The 16,136-nt window shown below is 72.4% G+C and carries 16 protein-coding genes; 2 read left to right on the top strand and 14 right to left on the bottom strand.

Going from position 1 to position 16,136, the window contains the following annotated elements; genetic code table 11:
- Positions 1-228: 228 nt before the first annotated feature.
- The 5 genes from EDF38_RS12990 to EDF38_RS13010 form a co-directional block, all read right to left on the bottom strand.
- The gene (locus tag EDF38_RS12990) at positions 229-1,248 is read right to left on the bottom strand and encodes a YeiH family protein (RefSeq protein WP_123356101.1); all 1,020 of its coding nucleotides are present in this window, start codon (positions 1,246-1,248) and stop codon (positions 229-231) included.
- A gap of 10 nt (positions 1,249-1,258) precedes the next feature.
- Positions 1,259-2,029, bottom strand: a complete 771-nt coding sequence (locus tag EDF38_RS12995; protein WP_123356103.1) for a fumarylacetoacetate hydrolase family protein — start codon at positions 2,027-2,029, stop codon at positions 1,259-1,261.
- Entirely contained in the window at positions 2,026-3,144 is a 1,119-nt protein-coding gene (locus EDF38_RS13000) for a branched-chain amino acid aminotransferase (protein ID WP_123356105.1), read from the bottom strand. The genes EDF38_RS12995 and EDF38_RS13000 overlap by 4 nt, the downstream gene beginning before the upstream one ends.
- 26 nt (positions 3,145-3,170) lie before the next feature.
- Entirely contained in the window at positions 3,171-4,238 is a 1,068-nt protein-coding gene (locus EDF38_RS13005; protein WP_123356107.1) for a 3-isopropylmalate dehydrogenase, read from the bottom strand.
- 105 nt (positions 4,239-4,343) lie between these two features.
- Positions 4,344-5,882, bottom strand: a complete 1,539-nt coding sequence (locus EDF38_RS13010) for an MFS transporter (RefSeq protein ID WP_123356109.1) — start codon at positions 5,880-5,882, stop codon at positions 4,344-4,346.
- Positions 5,883-6,009: 127 nt separating this feature from the next.
- Here EDF38_RS13010 and EDF38_RS13015 point away from each other — a divergent pair, with 127 nt between their 5' ends.
- On the top strand, positions 6,010-6,546 hold the full coding sequence (locus EDF38_RS13015) for a TetR/AcrR family transcriptional regulator (protein WP_233572458.1): 537 nt from the start codon (positions 6,010-6,012) through the stop codon (positions 6,544-6,546).
- A 15-nt stretch (positions 6,547-6,561) separates the two neighbouring features.
- Here the strand turns inward: EDF38_RS13015 and EDF38_RS13020 are convergent, their stop codons facing one another.
- From EDF38_RS13020 to EDF38_RS13035, 4 genes are all read right to left on the bottom strand, one after another.
- Positions 6,562-7,614, bottom strand: a complete 1,053-nt coding sequence (locus tag EDF38_RS13020; protein WP_123356113.1) for a beta-propeller fold lactonase family protein — start codon at positions 7,612-7,614, stop codon at positions 6,562-6,564.
- Entirely contained in the window at positions 7,611-7,988 is a 378-nt protein-coding gene (locus EDF38_RS13025; protein WP_123356115.1) for a chorismate mutase, read from the bottom strand. The genes EDF38_RS13020 and EDF38_RS13025 overlap by 4 nt, the downstream gene beginning before the upstream one ends.
- A gap of 109 nt (positions 7,989-8,097) precedes the next feature.
- The gene (locus EDF38_RS13030; protein WP_123356983.1) at positions 8,098-8,517 is read right to left on the bottom strand and encodes an organic hydroperoxide resistance protein; all 420 of its coding nucleotides are present in this window, start codon (positions 8,515-8,517) and stop codon (positions 8,098-8,100) included.
- A gap of 22 nt (positions 8,518-8,539) precedes the next feature.
- Positions 8,540-9,175, bottom strand: coding sequence for a GNAT family N-acetyltransferase (locus tag EDF38_RS13035; RefSeq protein ID WP_123356117.1), 636 nt, complete (start codon positions 9,173-9,175; stop codon positions 8,540-8,542).
- A 35-nt stretch (positions 9,176-9,210) separates the two neighbouring features.
- On the opposite strand from EDF38_RS13035, the gene EDF38_RS13040 reads away from it, so the two are divergent.
- A complete protein-coding gene (locus EDF38_RS13040; protein WP_123356118.1) occupies positions 9,211-9,819 on the top strand; it encodes a maleylpyruvate isomerase family mycothiol-dependent enzyme in 609 nt (202 codons plus the stop codon).
- Positions 9,820-9,848: 29 nt separating this feature from the next.
- Here EDF38_RS13040 and EDF38_RS13045 read toward each other — a convergent pair whose 3' ends face one another.
- The 5 genes from EDF38_RS13045 to EDF38_RS13065 all read right to left on the bottom strand — a co-directional run bounded on the left by EDF38_RS13045 (position 9,849) and on the right by EDF38_RS13065 (position 16,106).
- The gene (locus tag EDF38_RS13045) at positions 9,849-11,135 is read right to left on the bottom strand and encodes an adenylosuccinate synthase (protein ID WP_123356120.1); all 1,287 of its coding nucleotides are present in this window, start codon (positions 11,133-11,135) and stop codon (positions 9,849-9,851) included.
- Positions 11,136-11,253: 118 nt separating this feature from the next.
- On the bottom strand, positions 11,254-12,804 hold the full coding sequence (locus tag EDF38_RS13050; protein ID WP_123356122.1) for a mannitol dehydrogenase family protein: 1,551 nt from the start codon (positions 12,802-12,804) through the stop codon (positions 11,254-11,256).
- A 55-nt stretch (positions 12,805-12,859) separates the two neighbouring features.
- Entirely contained in the window at positions 12,860-13,795 is a 936-nt protein-coding gene (locus tag EDF38_RS13055; RefSeq protein ID WP_123356124.1) for a carbohydrate ABC transporter permease, read from the bottom strand.
- The gene (locus EDF38_RS13060; RefSeq protein WP_123356126.1) at positions 13,792-14,769 is read right to left on the bottom strand and encodes a carbohydrate ABC transporter permease; all 978 of its coding nucleotides are present in this window, start codon (positions 14,767-14,769) and stop codon (positions 13,792-13,794) included. Before EDF38_RS13060 ends, EDF38_RS13055 begins: the two co-directional genes overlap by 4 nt.
- Before the next feature lie 2 nt (positions 14,770-14,771).
- Positions 14,772-16,106, bottom strand: coding sequence for a sugar ABC transporter substrate-binding protein (locus EDF38_RS13065; RefSeq protein WP_123356985.1), 1,335 nt, complete (start codon positions 16,104-16,106; stop codon positions 14,772-14,774).
- Positions 16,107-16,136: the final 30 nt, after the last annotated feature.

Consider the following 16,136-nt stretch of genomic DNA (forward strand, 5'->3'; position numbering starts at 1 on the left):
TGACAAGAAAGAACATTACAGGCACACCAGCCCCAACGTCCAAACCCCCACACATCCCGGGCGTGTCGCAACACACTCCCCCGGAAAATCAAGGGTCCCAGGGCTGAACGCCCGCCCACGAGGCACACACGGCGTCCCTGGCCCCCGTGAGGCGAGCGACCGCCGGCCCCTCCGGACGCGATCCGACCGAGTCGGCCCCGGACGATCGACCGGACGGGAGCACCCGGCTCAGCCCAGGGGCAGGACGCGGACGACCACGAGCGAGAGCCCGGCGATGAAGACCCACGACGCGAGTCCGACCCCGACGGCCCGGGCCCCGGTGCCCACGAGCTTCTCGAGCCGGACGCTCGTGCCGAGCCCGACGAGTGCCAGGGCGAGGAGCAGGGTCTGGACCGTGTCGGCGACCGTGAGCACCGCCTCCGGGAGGGGCAGCAGGGTGCGGATCGTCACCGCGACGAGGAACCCGACGACGAACAGGGGCACCACCGGAGGCCGCGCGCCGGCTCCCCCGCCCCGGCGCCGGACGACCAGCGAGGTCACCGCCACCAGGGGAGCGAGCATGACCACGCGGGTCAGCTTGACGACGACCGCGATGGCGAGCGCCGTCGCGCCCGCGGTCTGCGCGGTCGCGACCACCTGGCCCACGTCGTGCACGCTCGCGCCGGTCCACGCGCCGAACTGCACCTCGGTCAGGCCGAACGCGCTGCCCAGGAAGGGCAGCACCACGATGGCGGCCGTGCCGCACAGGGTGACGAGGGCCACCGGGGTGGCCGCGTCCTTGCCGCGATCGCGCGTCACCGCGCTCATCGCCCCGATCGCCGACGCCCCGCAGATCGCGAAGCCGGCCGCGAGCAGCAGGGGCTGGTCACCGGGGAGCCGGGCCCACCGACCCAACGACCAGGTGACGGCGAAGGTCGCGAGCAGGATGCCCACCACCGAGACGATCGTCAGCCAGCCGAGCGACGCGACGTCGACGAGGCTGAGCTTGAGGCCGAGCAGCACGACCCCGATCCGGAGCAGGCGCTTCGCGGCGAGCGTCAGGCCGGGCGCGAGCACCCCGTCGAGCGGCGCCCGGGCCGGTCGCACCTGCCCGAGGACGATGCCGAGGACGACGCTCGCGGTGAGCAACGGCACCGCCGGCACCACCAGATGCACGGCCCACGCGAGGCCGACGACCACCGCGGCGACGCCGACGCCCGGCAGCCACGGCGCCCGGTCGGGCGCGGCCGAGCCGCCGGGCGTCGTCATCGACGCGGGGTCAGACGCGGTTCTTGGCGGGGTTGATCAGCGAGCCGATGCCCGAGATCGCGACCTCGACGGTCTCACCCGCGGCGATCGGGCCGATGCCGGCGGGGGTGCCGGTGAGGATCACGTCGCCCGGCAGCAGGGTGAACACCTCGGTGACGTACTCGATCAGCTCGGGGATCTTGTGGATCATCTGCAGCGTCGACTCACGCTGCTTGACCTCGCCGTCGACCCGCGTCTCGATCGTGATGTCGGTCCAGTCGAGCTCGTTCTCGATGTACGGGCCGAGCGGGAGGAACGTGTCGTAGCCCTTGGCCCTGGTCCACTGGCCGTCGGCGGCCTGGACGTCGCGGGCCGTCACGTCGTTCGCGATCGTGTAGCCGAAGACCACGTCCTGGAAGTCCTCCGCCTTGACGCGCTTCGCGATCGACCCGATCACGATGGCGAGCTCGCCCTCGAAGTCGACCTGGCCGACGTCGGGGGGCAGCTGGATCGAGTCGCCGAACCCGATCACGGTCGTGTTGGGCTTGATGAAGAGCAGCGGCGCCTCGGGCGGCGTCTGCCCCAGCTCGTCGGCGTGGTCGTGGTAGTTCAGGCCCACCCCGACGATCTTCGAGCGCGGGATCACCGGCGCGAGGATCTTCGCCGAGCGCAGGGACACCCGCTCGCCCGTGGTCTCGTAGCCGCTGTACATCGGGTCGCCCGCGAGCACGATCAGCTCGCGCTCGTCGACGATGCCGTAGCGGGGGTCTTCTCCGGGGGTCGCGAACCGTGCGATCTTCATGCGTCGAGCCTCGTCATCCATCCGTGCGTGTCAGGTCGTCGGCCGTACTGGATGTCGGTGAGCTCCTCGCGGAGCGACATCGTGAGCGGACCGCCCTCGGCGGCGGGCGAGCCGACGTGGAAGCCGTCGCCCTTGAGCTCGGCGATCGGGACGACCACCGCTGCGGTGCCGCAGGCGAACACCTCGACGATGTCGCCGTTCTCGACGCCGTCGCGCCACTCGTCGAGCGTCACGCGTCGGCGCTCGACCCGGTGACCACGCGCCTCGGCGAGCTCGAGGATCGAGTCGCGCGTGATGCCCTCGAGGATCGAGTCGCTGTCGGGGGTGACGAGGGTGCCGTCGGCGTACACGAGCACGACGTTCATGCCGCCCAGCTCTTCGATGTACCGGCTCTCTGACGAGTCGAGGAAGAGCACCTGCTGGCACCCGTTCTCGTAGGCCTCCTGCTGCGGCAGCAGCGACGAGGCGTAGTTGCCGCCGGTCTTGGCCGCGCCCGTGCCGCCCTTGCCGGCGCGCGCGTAGTTCGTCGTCAGCCAGATCGAGACGGGGCTCACGCCGCCGGTGAAGTACGCCCCGGCCGGGCTCGCGATGACGTGGTAGTCGACCTGCTGCGCCGCACGGACGCCGAGGAAGCTCTCGCTCGCGATCATGAACGGCCGCAGGTACAGGCTCGTCTCGGGCGCCGAGGGCACCCACGACGCGTCGACCCGGACGATCTGCCGCACGCTCTCGACGAAGTCGTCCGTCGACAGCTCGGGCAGCGCGAGGCGCCGGGCCGAGCGCTGCAGCCGCCGCGCGTTCGCGTCGGGGCGGAAGGACCAGATCGAGCCGTCCGCGTGGCGGTAGGCCTTCATGCCCTCGAAGATCTCCTGCGCGTAGTGCAGGACGGACGCCGCGGGGTCGAGCTGCAGCGGCCCGTACGGGTGCACGCGCGCGGCGTGCCAGCCCCCGTCGAGCGTCCAGCGGATCGACACCATGTGGTCGGTGAAGTGCTTGCCGAAGCCGGGGTCGGAGAGGATGACCTCCCGCTCGGCGGCGTCGCGGGCGCTCTCGGAGGGGGTCAGCTCGAACGTCAGCCCGAACTCGGTCGACGCGGTGTCGTCGGTGGTCGTCATGGTCTTCTCCTCAGCCGGGCCGCGGGTCAGGCGCTCGGGGTGGACGTCGTGGTGCGCACGCGGTCGGCGATCGCCGTGCCGACCTCGGCGGTGCCGCGCGGGCCCGACCGCTCGGCGATGTCGGCCTCGACGGCACGGGTGACGCGCCCGGCGGCCTCAGGCAGGCCGAGGTGCTCGAGCATGAGCGCCGTCGAGAGGATCGCGGCGGTCGGGTCGGCCAGCTGCCGGCCGGCGATGTCGGGTGCCGAGCCGTGCACGGGCTCGAACATGCTCGGGAAGGCGCCGGTCGGGTTCAGGTTGCCCGAGGCCGCCAGGCCGATGCCGCCGCTGATCGCGCCGGCGAGGTCGGTGAGGATGTCGCCGAAGAGGTTGTCGGTGACGATGACGTCGAACCGCGCGGGGTCGACCACCAGGTGGATCGTCGCGGCGTCGACGTGCTGGTAGTCGACGGTCACGTCGGGGTACTCGGTCGCGACGGCGTCGACGACGCGCTGCCAGAGGCCGCCGGCGTGCACGAGCACGTTGGTCTTGTGCACGAGCGTCAGGCGACCGCGGCGCGAGCGGGCCTTCTCGAAGGCGAAGCGCACGACGCGCTCGACCCCGAAGGCGGTGTTCACGCTGAGCTCGTTGGCGATCTCGTGCGGGGTGCCGGTGCGGAGCGACCCGCCGTTGCCGACGTACGGCCCCTCGGTGCCCTCGCGCACGACGACGAAGTCGACGGCGCCGGGGTCGGCGAGCGGTGACGGCACGCCGGGCCAGACGGTGGTCGGGCGCAGGTTGACGTGGTGGTCGAACGCGAAGCGCAGCTTCAGCAGCAGCCCGCGCTCGATGACTCCGCCCGTCAGGCGGGGGTCGCGCGGGTCGCCGCCGACCGCCCCGAGCAGGATCGCGTCGTGCGTCGCCAGCGCCGCCAGGTCGTCGTCGGTGAGGACGTCGCCCGTCTCGAGGTACCGCGCCGCGCCGAGGTGGTACGTCGTCACGTCGAAGACGGCGTCGTCGCCGGCCGCGACCTCGAGCACCTTGAGGGCCTCGGCGACGACCTCGGGGCCGATGCCGTCGCCGGGGACGGCGGCGAGGCGGACGGTTCGCGACATGGGGCTCCTGCACGGGCGGGGGTGGACGCACCTACATTACCCGCCGGGGCCCCGCCCCCGCGGCCCCCGCCCGACCGCGGCCCGACGCCCGCCGGAGGCGCGGCCTCAGTCGTCCGCGGAGGCCCGGCGGAGCGTCGTCAGGGCCACGAGCACGGCGAGCAGCATGATCCCGGCGCCGACCGCCGCGGTGGCCACGAGCCCGGCGTCGAACGCGTGGGTCGCCGCGTCGAGGAGGGAGGCGGCGGCCGAGGCGGGCAGTCCCTCGGTGGCGGACACCGCGCCTCCCAGGGTCTCGCGGGCGGCGGCGCCGGCCTCGGCCGGCACGCCCTCGGGCACGACGAGCGTGCCGCGGTAGATGGCGGTGAGCATGCTGCCGAGCACGGCCGTGCCGAGCACCGCGCCCACCTCGTAGGCGGTCTCGGAGACGGCCGAGGCGGCACCGGCCCGGTCGGCGGGGACGGCGGCGATGATCAGGTCGTTCGAGATCGTCTCGGCCGAGCCGACGCCGAGGCCGACGAGCGCGAAGGCGATGACGAAGGTCGCGACGGAGGCGTCGGCCCCGGAGATCCAGACGGTCGCGTAGGCGACGCCCGCGGCGGCGAGCCCGACGGCCACGATGGTGCGCGGCCGGACGTGCCGCACGATCGGCACGACGACGAGGCCGGCGACGATCATCACGGCGAGGCCGGGCAGCAGCGTGAGCGCGGCCGGCAGCGGACGGAGCCCCACGACCAGCTGCAGGTGCTGCGTCGTGAAGAAGAGGAAGCCGACGAGCGAGGTCACGGCCAGCAGGTTGACGAGCACCGACCCGGCGAAGACCGAGTTCGTGAAGAGGCGCACGTCGAGCAGCGGGCGGGGGCGCCGCAGCTGACGGCGGACGAAGAGCCAGCCGGAGGCGCCTCCCACGACCGCGAGGACGAGCACGTCCCAGCCCGGTCCGTGGGTGGCGAGCAGCTTGATCGCCGCCACAACGGGGGCCATCGCCGCGAGCGAGAGCAGCACCGACACGAGGTCGAACGGACCCGGCTCGGGGTCGCGGCTCTCGACGAGCAGGATCGGCGCGGCGATGAGCAGGGGCACGAGCACCGGCACGGCGATGAGGAAGATCGAGCCCCAGGCGAAGTGCTCGAGCAGCACGCCGCCGACGATCGGGCCGAGCGCAGACCCCGCCGCGAAGCCGCTCGCCCAGACGGCGATGGCGAGGCGGCGCTGGTCGCGGTCGGTGAACGTGCTTCGCAGGAGCGACAGGGTGGCGGGCATGATCATCGCCCCGAAGAAGCCGAGGACGGCACGGGCGGTGATGAGCGCCTCCGCGCTGGGGGCGAAGGCCGCGAAGACGGAGACCGTCGCGAAGCCGGTCGCGCCGATCAGCAGCAGGCGCCGGCGGCCGAAGCGGTCGCCGAGCGAGCCCATGGCGACCAGCAGGCCGGCGAGGACGAGGGAGTAGGCGTCGACGATCCACAGCTGGGCCGCGGCCGACGGGCGGAGCGCGGTCGAGATCTCGGGCAGGGCGAAGCTCAGCACGGTGTTGTCGACCGACACGAGCAGCACGGGCAGCATGAGCACGACGAGGGCGGCCCACTGGCGGGCCCCGGCGCGGGCGGGGGCCGGGGCGGCGGCGGGTCGGCGGGCGGTGGTGCTCATGGCGTCTCGGTCTCGTGGTCGTGGGCGGGGCGGGGCGGGCGTGGTCGCAGACCGTCCGGACGGTGCAGTATTACCGTCCGGACGGTACAGTAACAGGATGAGTCCACGCCCGTCAGCCCGAGGATCGATGCTCGACGCGTTCGAGCGCCTCGTCGTGGCGACGGGCGAGCGCAGTGCGACCTTCGACGCCACGGCCGCCGAGGCCGGCGTCTCGAAGGGCGGGCTGCTGTACCACTTCCCCTCGCGCGAGGCGCTGGTCGACGGGCTGGTCGACCGGCTGGGGGCCCTCCTCGACGCCGACGTCGCCGCCATGACGAGCGCGCCCGACGGCGTCGTCGACTACGTGCTCCGCACCTCGTCGCCCTCGGCGATCCCGGCCGACGACCCGCTCGACCGCTGCATCACCGCGGTGGCCGGCCTCGCGGCGAGCGGGCTCTGGCCCCGGGCCGCGTCGGCCCTCGCCTCGATGCAGCAGCGCTGGCACGACGTCGTGCTCGACGAGGTGGGCGACCCGGCCGTGGCGCAGGTGGTCAGCCTCGTCTCGGACGGCCTCTACTTCACGCCCGGCCAGTTCAGCTCGGACGGCTCGGGCAGCCCGGACCCGGCCCGGCCCCGGGCCTCGCTCGACGAGGTCATCGCGCTGCTGCGCGGCCTCGGTCGCTGAGCGCGGCCCGACGGCTCAGGCGACGACGATGCAGGCCGGGCTGCCGAGCGAGAACACGTCGATCGGCTCGCCGGGCACGCCCGTCTCGGGGTCGAGCGGCAGCACCGCGACGGTGTCGGACCCCTGGTTGGCGCAGTAGAGCACGCCGGGCGTGATCGCGAAGTGGCGCGGCCAGGCGCCGCCGCAGGGGGCCTCGCCCACGAGCCGCAGCCGCCCGTCGTCGCCGACGGCGAGGACGCTGATGGTGTCGCGGCCGCGGGTGGCGACGTAGGCACGCCCCGCGTCGACCGCGAGGTGCGACGGGAAGACGCCAGGGGTCGAGGACGAGCCCTCGAAGACCTCGACCGAGTGGTCGAGGACGAGCTTCTCGCCGACGTGCTGCAGCACGTGGAGGCGCGCGTCGAGCTCGCCCGCGACGACGAGGCGTCCGTCGTCGAGCCAGGCCAGGTGGCGCGGGCCCGCACCGGCGGGCAGCGGGTGCACGGCGACGACCTCGGGGTCGAGCGAGACGGGGTCGACGGTCAGCTCGACGAGCCGGTCGGTGCCGAGGTCGGCGACGAGCGTGGTGCCCCACGGGGTCGCGACGGCCTGGTGGGCGTGCGGACGCTCTTGTCGCTCGAGCACCGGGCCGTGGCCGAAGGGCAGCGCGACCGTGCGGGCGACGCGGCTCGGGTGCGACGCGTCGGCGGAGAGCACGCTCACGGTGCCCCCGACGTAGTTCGAGGCGACGAGGGCGCCCGAGGCCGGGTCGTGGTGGACGTGGCACGGCGAGGCGCCGCCCGACGGTGCACTCGAGGCCGCCACGAGGCGACCGGCCGAGATCGTGTACGAGAGCACGCGGCCCTCCGTCGTCTCGGAGGCGGCGTGCAGCGCGCCCTCCGTCACGACGAGGAACGACGGGTCGTCGGCCTCGACCGTCTGCACGGCCTGCCAGTGCGCCCCGGGCGCGGCGCGCTCGAGCACGGTGATGCCGGTGCCCGACCCGCCGCTCGTCGCCGTGTACGACCCGATGTAGAGGCGCTGCGGCTCGACGCCGGGCAGCGACCCGGCGACGTCGGCGTCGCTCACGCCCCTGCCCCGCCGCCCGGCGCGACGGCGCTCGAGGCCGTGTCGGCCGCGATGCGCTCGTGGTGGTGGATGACCTCGCCGACGATGAAGTTCAGGAACTTCTCCGCGAAGGCCGGGTCGAGCCGCGACTGCTCGGCGAGCTGGCGGAGGCGCTGGATCTGCACGCGCTCGCGCTCGGGGTCGCTCGCCGGCATGCCCGCGGCCGCCTTGAGGTGGCCGACCGACTGCGTGAACTTGAAGCGCTCGGCGAGCAGGTGCACGAGGGCGGCGTCGATGTTGTCGATGCTCTGCCGGATGTCGGCCAGCTGGTCGATCGCGGACTGGTCGTCGTCGCTGAGCGGGCTGTCCGCCCCGAGGGGACTGTCGAGTGCCATTGCACGAGCCTATCGGCGGACCGTCGCCGAGGGCACCCGCCGGGGGACGGACGAGGAGGCGCGCCCCGCTCTCGCAGGACGCGCCTCCTCGAGGGGGCGGTCGCCTCGGCTAGTCGACGAGGGTCAGCGTGACCTCGACGTTGCCGCGCGTGGCGTTCGAGTACGGGCAGACGTGGTGGGCGGCGTCGGCCAGCTCCTGCCGACGCTCGGCAGGCACGTGGGGCGTGTAGATGTCGAGCTCGACGGCGAGGCCGAAGCCGCCCTCGCCGTTGCCGCCGATGCCGACGCTCGCGCTGACCGAGCTGTCGCTGGTGTCGACGTCGAGCTTCTTGGCGATGCTGTGCATCGCGCTGAGGAAGCACGCGGCGTAGCCCGCGGCGAAGAGCTGCTCGGGGTTGGTGCCCTCGCCCGAGCCGCCGAGCTCCTTGGGGGGACGGGTGTCGAAGTCGAGGCGGTCGTCCTCGCTGCGGACGTGGCCGTCCCGGCCGCCGCCCGTGGCGTGGGCGATGGCGGTGTATGCGATCTCCAGAGTCATGCCTGCCAGCGTCGCCCTACGATCTGGACGGTTCCTGGGAGTTCTCCAGACGAATCGTGAGCCCCTCTCGGATGCCGGGCCACTCGTCGGCCAGCACCGAGTAGACGGCCGTGTCGCGCCACGATCCGTCGGCCCTCGGCTGCGTGCGGCGCAGCACGCCCTCGAACGTCGCGCCGAGCTTCTCGATCGCGGCACGCGACCGCCCGTTCGCCGCGTCGGCCTGGATCTGCACCCGACCGAAGCCGTGGTCGAAGGCCTGCCCGAGCACGAGCAGCTTGGTCTCGACGTTGACCGCGGTGCCCCAGGTCTCGGGCGCGTAGGCCGTCCAGCCGAGGTGGGCGCTCTCGTTCGCGAGCTGGAACTCGCCGAGCGTCGTCGTGCCCACCAGCTCGCCCCGGGCACCGTCGGAGGACGCGGAGGCGCGGCGCACGCCGTAGACGTTCGCCGCCCCCCACAGCAGGTAGCGCCGCATGAACTCGGCCCACTGCTCGTAGTCGTCGCGGTAGGCGCCCGGCCCGCCGCCCCAGCCGCCGGCGAAGACCTCGGGCCGGCCGATCGCGCGGAACAGCTCGGGCAGGTCGTCGTGGGTCAGCGGGCCGACCTCGACGACGCGGCCGGACAGGGTGGCGAGGGGCGGGCGCACGGCGGTCACGGGGCGATCCTGCCAGCACCTGTCACGATGTGCGGATGAGCAACGCCGTGGCCTTCAGCCAGTCCGCCGAGTCGTTCGTCGACCTCCTCGCCCGGGTGCGCCCCGAGCAGTGGTCCGAGCCGGGCCTCGACCGCTGGACGGTGCGCGACCTCGCGGGGCACACCTCGCGCGCCGTGCTGACCGTGTCGACCTACCTCGCCCTCGACGAGCCGAGCGACGTCACCATCCCGTCGGCCGAGGCCTGGTACTCGGCCTACGCGTCGCAGTTCACCGACGCCGACGGGGTGCACGCCCGGGGCGTCGAGGCGGGGCGCTGGCTCGGCGACTCCCCCGCGACCGTGGTGGCGGCGGCGCTGACGGAGTCGCGGGAGGCGCTGCGACGTGCGCCGGGCGACCGCGTCGTGTCGATCGGCGGCATGGGCATCCTGCTCGACGAGTACCTCCGCACCCGCGTCTTCGAGCTCGTCGTCCACACGATCGACCTGTCGCGGGCGACCGGGCTCCCCCACACGCTGCCGACGGCCGCCGTCGCCGACACGGCGGCGCTGGCCGCACGCTCCGCCACGCTGCAGGGCCACGGCGAGGAGGTGCTGCTCGCGCTGACGGGACGCGGCCGCCTCACGGACGGGTTCAGCGTCGTCTAGCGGCGCCGCGCCTCCGGCCGGCCCGGGTCTCAGCCGAGCAGGTCGTGACGGACGACGATCGCCTCGCGGCCCGGACCCACGCCGATCGCGGAGATGCGCGCGCCGCTGATCGCCTCGACGGCGAGCACGTAGTCCTGCGCGGCCTGGGGCAGGTCGCTGAACTCGCGGGCGCCGGTGATGTCCTCCGACCAGCCGGGGAACTCCTCGTAGATCGGCACGGCGTGGTGGAAGTCGCTCTGCGACACGGGCACCTCGTCGTGACGGACGCCGTCGACGTCGTAGGCGACGCAGACGGGGATCGTCTCGAGGCCGGTGAGCACGTCGAGCTTCGTCAGCACGAAGTCGGTCACGCCGTTGATGCGGGCCGAGTAGCGCGCGATCGGGGCGTCGTACCAGCCGCAGCGACGCGGCCGGCCGGTCGTCGTGCCGAACTCGAACCCGTTCGCGCGGAGGAACTCGCCGGAGGCGTCGAACAGCTCGGTCGGGAACGGCCCCGCGCCGACGCGAGTCGTGTAGGCCTTGACGATGCCGATGATGCGCTCGAGCTTGCCCGGGCCGATGCCCGAGCCGGTCGCGGCGCCGCCGGCCGTCGCCGACGACGAGGTGACGAACGGGTAGGTGCCGTGGTCGACGTCGAGCATCGTGGCCTGGCCCGCCTCGAAGAGCACCGTCTTGCCGCCCTCGAGGGCCTGGTGGATCTCGAGCGCCGTGTCGGCCACCATCGGCTTCAGCCGCTCGGCGTACGACAGCAGCGACTCGACGACCTCGTCGGCCTCGATCGCGCGGCGGTTGTAGATCTTGACGAGCAGGTGGTTCTTCTGGTCGAGGGCCGCCTCGACCTTCTGGCGGAGGATGCCCTCGTCGAAGATGTCCTGCACGCGGATGCCGACGCGGTTGATCTTGTCGGCGTAGGTCGGGCCGATGCCGCGGCCCGTGGTGCCGATCTGGCGCTTGCCGAGGAAGCGCTCGGTCACCTTGTCGAGGGTGCGGTGGTAGTGCGTGATGACGTGCGCGTTGGCGCTGACCTTGAGGCGCGAGACGTCGACGCCGCGGGCGATGAGCGCGTCGAGCTCGTCGAAGAGCACCTCGATGTCGACGACGACGCCGTTGCCGATGACGGGCGTGACGCCGGGCGACAGGATGCCCGACGGCAGCAGGTGCAGCGCGTACTTCTGGTCGCCGATGACGACGGTGTGGCCCGCGTTGTTGCCGCCGTTGAACTTGACGACGTAGTCGATGCGGCTGCCGAGCAGGTCGGTCGCCTTGCCCTTGCCCTCGTCGCCCCACTGGGCTCCGATGATCACTACTGCGGGCATGGCATCTCCTCACGTCGGGGGAACGCACCCCGGTGAGGTGCACCTCAGCCTACAAGGACGGGTGTGGGCACGACAGGGCGGCGCCGGTCCCGGGGACCGGCGCCGCGCCTCCCGCAGGTCACTGCAGCCGGGTCACCGTGGCGTGGGCGCCGTCGTCGACGAGCCCGGCGAGCGCGTCGAGGTAGGGCTCGGTGAAGCGGGGCTCGTCGACGAGGTCGCCGAACAGCTCGCGGTCGCGGAGGAACGCGAGCCGGTCGTCGCGCTGGGTCAGGGCCGTCTCCGTCAGCCGCTCGGCCAGCCGGTCGACGACGGTGATCTGCTCGCCGTTCTCGTCGGTGCCCTCGGCGTAGCGTGCCCAGCTCGCCACGATCGCGGCCGACCGGGCCACCTCGCCGCCCGAGGCCAGGTTCTCGCGCACCACCGGCAGCAGCCACTTCGGGATGCGGTCGCTCGACTCGGCGCAGAGCCGCGCGAGCGTGTCGCGCACCTCGGGGTTGCGGAAGCGCTCGATCAGCGTCGCCTTGTAGTCGTCGAGGTCGATGCCGGGCACGGGCGGCAGGGTGGGCGTGGCCTCGCGGTCCATGTAGCTGCGGAGGAAGGTCGCGATCGCCGGGTCGGCCGTCGCCTCGTGGGCGTAGCGGTAGCCCGACAGGTAGCCGAAGTAGCAGAGGCCCTGGTGGCTGGCGTTGAGCAGGCGCAGCTTCATGAACTCGTACGGCTCGACGTCGTCGACGAGCTGCACGTCGGCCTGCTCGTACGGCGGGCGGCCGAGCGGGAAGTCGTCCTCGAGCACCCACTGGAAGAACGGCTCGGCCACGACCGGCCAGGCGTCGTCGACGCCGAGCACGTCGCGCACCTCGGCGCGGTCGTCGTCGCTCGTCACGGGCGTGATGCGGTCGACCATGCAGTTCGGGAACGAGACCGACTCGCGCATCCACGTCGCGAGGTCGGGGTCGACCAGGTCGGCGTAGGCCGAGAACATCTTCTTGGCGACGTGGCCGTTGCCCGGGATGTTGTCGCACGACATCACCGTGAACGGCTCGACGCCGCGCTCGCGACGACGCTGCAGCGCGGCCGCGACGAGCCCGAAGGTCGTGTGCGGCAGCCCGCCCGCGGCGACGGCCTCGACGTCGGCCCGCACGGCCGGGGTCGACTCGTCGAATTCGCCGGTCACGTGGTGGAAGTTGTAGCCGCCCTCGGTCACCGTCAGCGAGACGATGCGGGTCTCGGGCGACGCCATCTTCTCGATGACGGCCTCGGCGTCGTCGACGGCGAGCAGGTACTCGACGATGCTGCCGATGACCCGCGCCTCGCGACGGCCGTCGGGGTGCTTGAGGACGAGCGTGTAGAGGCCGCCCTGGGCGTCCATCACCTCCTTCATGCGGCGGTCCTGCTCGAGGACGCCGACGCCGCAGATGGCGAGGTCGCGGGCCTCCCCGGCGGCGAGCAGGCGGTCGACCACCATCGCCTGGTGGGCCCGGTGGAAGCCGCCGACGCCGAAGTGGACGATGCCGGCGGTGAGGCCCTCGCGATCGTAGGTCGGCACGGCCACCCCGCGGGCGGCGATCTCGTCGAGGGTGTCGGGGCGCAGGGCGATCGGCTCCCGGGCGGCGGTGCCGGTCGCGGCGTCGCTGCCGGCGGCCGGGGTGGTCTGGTCGGTGTCGGTCATGGTGTCTCCGTCGTACGGGGTGAGTGTGTGGGTGGGGTGCGCGCGCCGGTGCCGGCTACTTGACCGCGCCGAGGCTGAGGCCCTGCACGAGCTTGTCCTGCGCGGCGAACCCGGCGACGAGCACGGGGAACGAGACGGCCACCGCCGCGGCGCAGACCTTGGCGAGGAAGAGCCCCTGGCTCGTGACGAAGCTCGTGAGGAAGACCGGCGCCGTGAACGCCTGCGTGCTGGTGAGCACCGACGCGAACAGCAGCTCGTTCCAGCTGAAGATGAAGCAGATCAGCGCCGTGGCCGCGAGCCCGGGGCCGGAGATCGGGATGATCACCCGGCGGAAGATCGACGGCAGGCTCGCCCCGTCGAGCGCGGCGGCCTCGAGGATCTCGACCGGGATCTCGGCGAGGAACGACCGCATCATCCAGACCGCGATGGGCAGGTTCATCGACGTGTAGAGCACGATCAGCAGCCCGACCGAGTCGAGCGCGCCGATGCGCGAGGCGATGAGGTAGATCGGCAGCAGGCCGGCGACCATCGGCAGCATCTTCGTCGAGAGGAAGAAGAACATCACGTCGGACCACTTCTGCACGGGCCGGATGCTCAGGGCGTACGCGGCCGGCAGGGCCAGGCAGAGCACGAGCAGGGTCGACACGACCGACGCGGTGGCGCTGTTGATCAGCGGCGGCCAGGGGCTGGCGCCCGAGTTCGCGCCGAAGAAGTTCGCGTAGCCGTCGAGGGTGAGCGGCGCGAAGATCGAGGGCGGGTTCGTCGCCGCGTCGGTCTCGGAGTGGAAGCTCGTGAGGACCATCCAGGCCACCGGGGCGAAGAACGCGAGCCCCACGATCCAGGCGAGCAGGCCGAGCAGGCCCCCGCGGGCACGCCCGCCGAGGGTGCGTCCGGCGACGACCCCCGGGGCCGAGGAGGCGCGGGTCGAGCGGACGCGCCGCCCCCCGCCGGTCGTCGGGCCGGCCGGGCGCTCGAGCGTGGGTGCGCTCATCGGTTCTCCTCCTTCAGAAGGGTCGAGACGCTGCGGAGCGCGAACGTCGCGATGGCGATGGTGCCGATGACGACGACCACGCCGGCCGCGGACGCGGCGCCGTAGTCGTGCGCCTGGAAGAACTGCTGGTAGATCGTGTACGGCAGGTTCGCCGTGCCGAGGCCGCCCGAGGTGATCGTGAAGACCGCGTCGAAGTTCTGCACGATGTAGATCGAGCCGAGCAGGGCCGCGAGCTCGAGGTAGCGACGCATGTGCGGCAGCGTCATGTAGCGGAACAGCTGCCACGACGTGGCGCCGTCGACCCGGGCCGCCTCGATGACGTCCAGCGGCCGGCTCTGCAGCCCGGCCAGCAGGATGAGCATCATGAACGGCGTCCACTGCCAGATGAGGGCCGCCTCGACGGCCATCAGCGGGTTGTTCGTGATCCAGTCGGGCTGCGGCGCCTGGAGGCCGACGAGCCCGAAGAGCCAGTTCAGGGCCCCGTTGAAGAGGCCGTACTCGGGGTTGAAGAGGGCGTGCTTCCAGAGCAGGGCCGCCGCGACCGGCACGACGAGGAACGGCGCGATCATGATCGTCCGCACCACGCCCCGGCCCCAGAAGGTGCGGTCGAGCAGCAGCGCCACGACGAGGCCGATGACGAGGCTGACCAGCACCACGGTGACGGTCAGCGCGATGGTGGTGAGCACCGACGAGCGCATGGCCGAGTCGGTGAAGACGTTGACGTAGTTGTCGAACCAGCCGAACGCGATGTCGTTCGGGTAGAGCGAGTTCCAGTTGACGAACGAGACGATGATCGTGATGACGAACGGCACCTGGGTGACGGCGATCACGAAGATCAGGGCGGGCAGCAGGGGGGCCCGGCGGGCCCACGCCCCGGCCCGGGCCAGGGCTGCCGCATCCTTGCGAGGGGTGCGGAAGCCCGGGGCCGCGGGCCGGGGCTCGTGCGGAGCCGGTGCTTCGACGGTGGCGGTCATGACTACTTCTGGTACTTCTCGCTGACCTTCTCGGCGAGGCCCTGGCCGGTGGTCAGCGCCTCCTCGACGGTCTCCTTGCCGGCGATCGCGGCGCTGACGTCCTGCGAGACCTGCGTCGCCATGTCGGCGAACTCGGGCACCGCGACGAACTGGATGCCCGCGGCGGGACGCGGCTGCACCCCGGGGTCGTCGGGCTTGGCGCTCGTGATGGCGTCCTCGGTCTGCTGGTAGAACGGCGCGGCCGCGGCCTGGTAGTCGGCGTTGTCGTACGTGCTGGCGCGCTTGCCCGCGGGGACGCTCGACCAGCCGATCTCGTCGGCCACCAGCTCCTCGTACTCCTTGCTCGACGCCCACTCGACGAACTTCGCCGCGGCGTCCTGGTTCGCGCCGGCCTTCTGGATGCCCCAGGCCCAGGTGTAGAGCCAGCCCGAGCTGTCGGTCTCCTTGACGGGGGCCGCGGCGTAGCCGATCTTGCCCTTGACGGGCGAGTCGTCGGCCTCGAGGCTGCCGGCGGCGCTGGTGGCGTCGTACCACATGGCCACCTTGCCCTGCTGCAGGTTGTTGAGGCACTCGGTGAAGCCGGCCTGCGGGGCGCCGGACTCGCCGTGCTCCTGGACGAGCTTCACGTAGAAGTCGACCGCGGCGGTGAACTCGGGGCTGTCGACCTGGGCGTTCCAGTCCTCGTCGAACCAGGTGCCGCCGAAGGTGTTGACGACCGTGGTGAGCGGGGCGAAGATCTGGCCCCAGCCGGGCTGGCCGCGCAGGCAGATGCCCTTCATGCCGTCCTGTGCCCCGTCGACCTGGGCCGCGAGCTCGGCGACCTGGTCCCACGTGGGCTTGTCGGGCATCGTCAGCCCGGCCGCGTCGAAGACGTCCTTGCGGTACATGAGGAACGAGCTCTCGCCGTAGAAGGGCTCGGCGTAGAGCTTGCCGTCCTCCGCGGTGAGGGCCTTCGTCATCGGCTCGAGGATGTCGCTCTGGTCGAAGTCGGCGCTCGCGGCGACGGTGTCGTCGAGGGGCGTCAGCCAGCCGTTCGCGGCGTAGCTCGGCACCTCGTAGTTGCTGAGCGACGCGACGTCGTACTGGCCGGCCTGGCTCGAGAACTCCTGGCTGATCTTGGCGCGGACGTCGTTCTCGGGCAGGACGGTGTAGTTGACCTTGATGCCCGTGTCCTTGGTGAACGAGTCGGCCGTCAGCTTCTGCAGGTCGACCATCTGCGGGTTGTTGACCATGAGGACGTTGACCTCGTCGGAGCCGCCGCCGGCCGCGCTTCCGCCGCCACCGCCCGCCCCTCCGCAGGCGCTCAGGCCCAGTGCTGCTGCGACGCCCACCGACATCGCGATCGTGAGCTTGCTGGCTCGGTTGAT

It is taken from the genome of Frigoribacterium sp. PhB160, assembly GCF_003751785.1.
GTDB lineage: Bacteria > Actinomycetota > Actinomycetes > Actinomycetales > Microbacteriaceae > Frigoribacterium.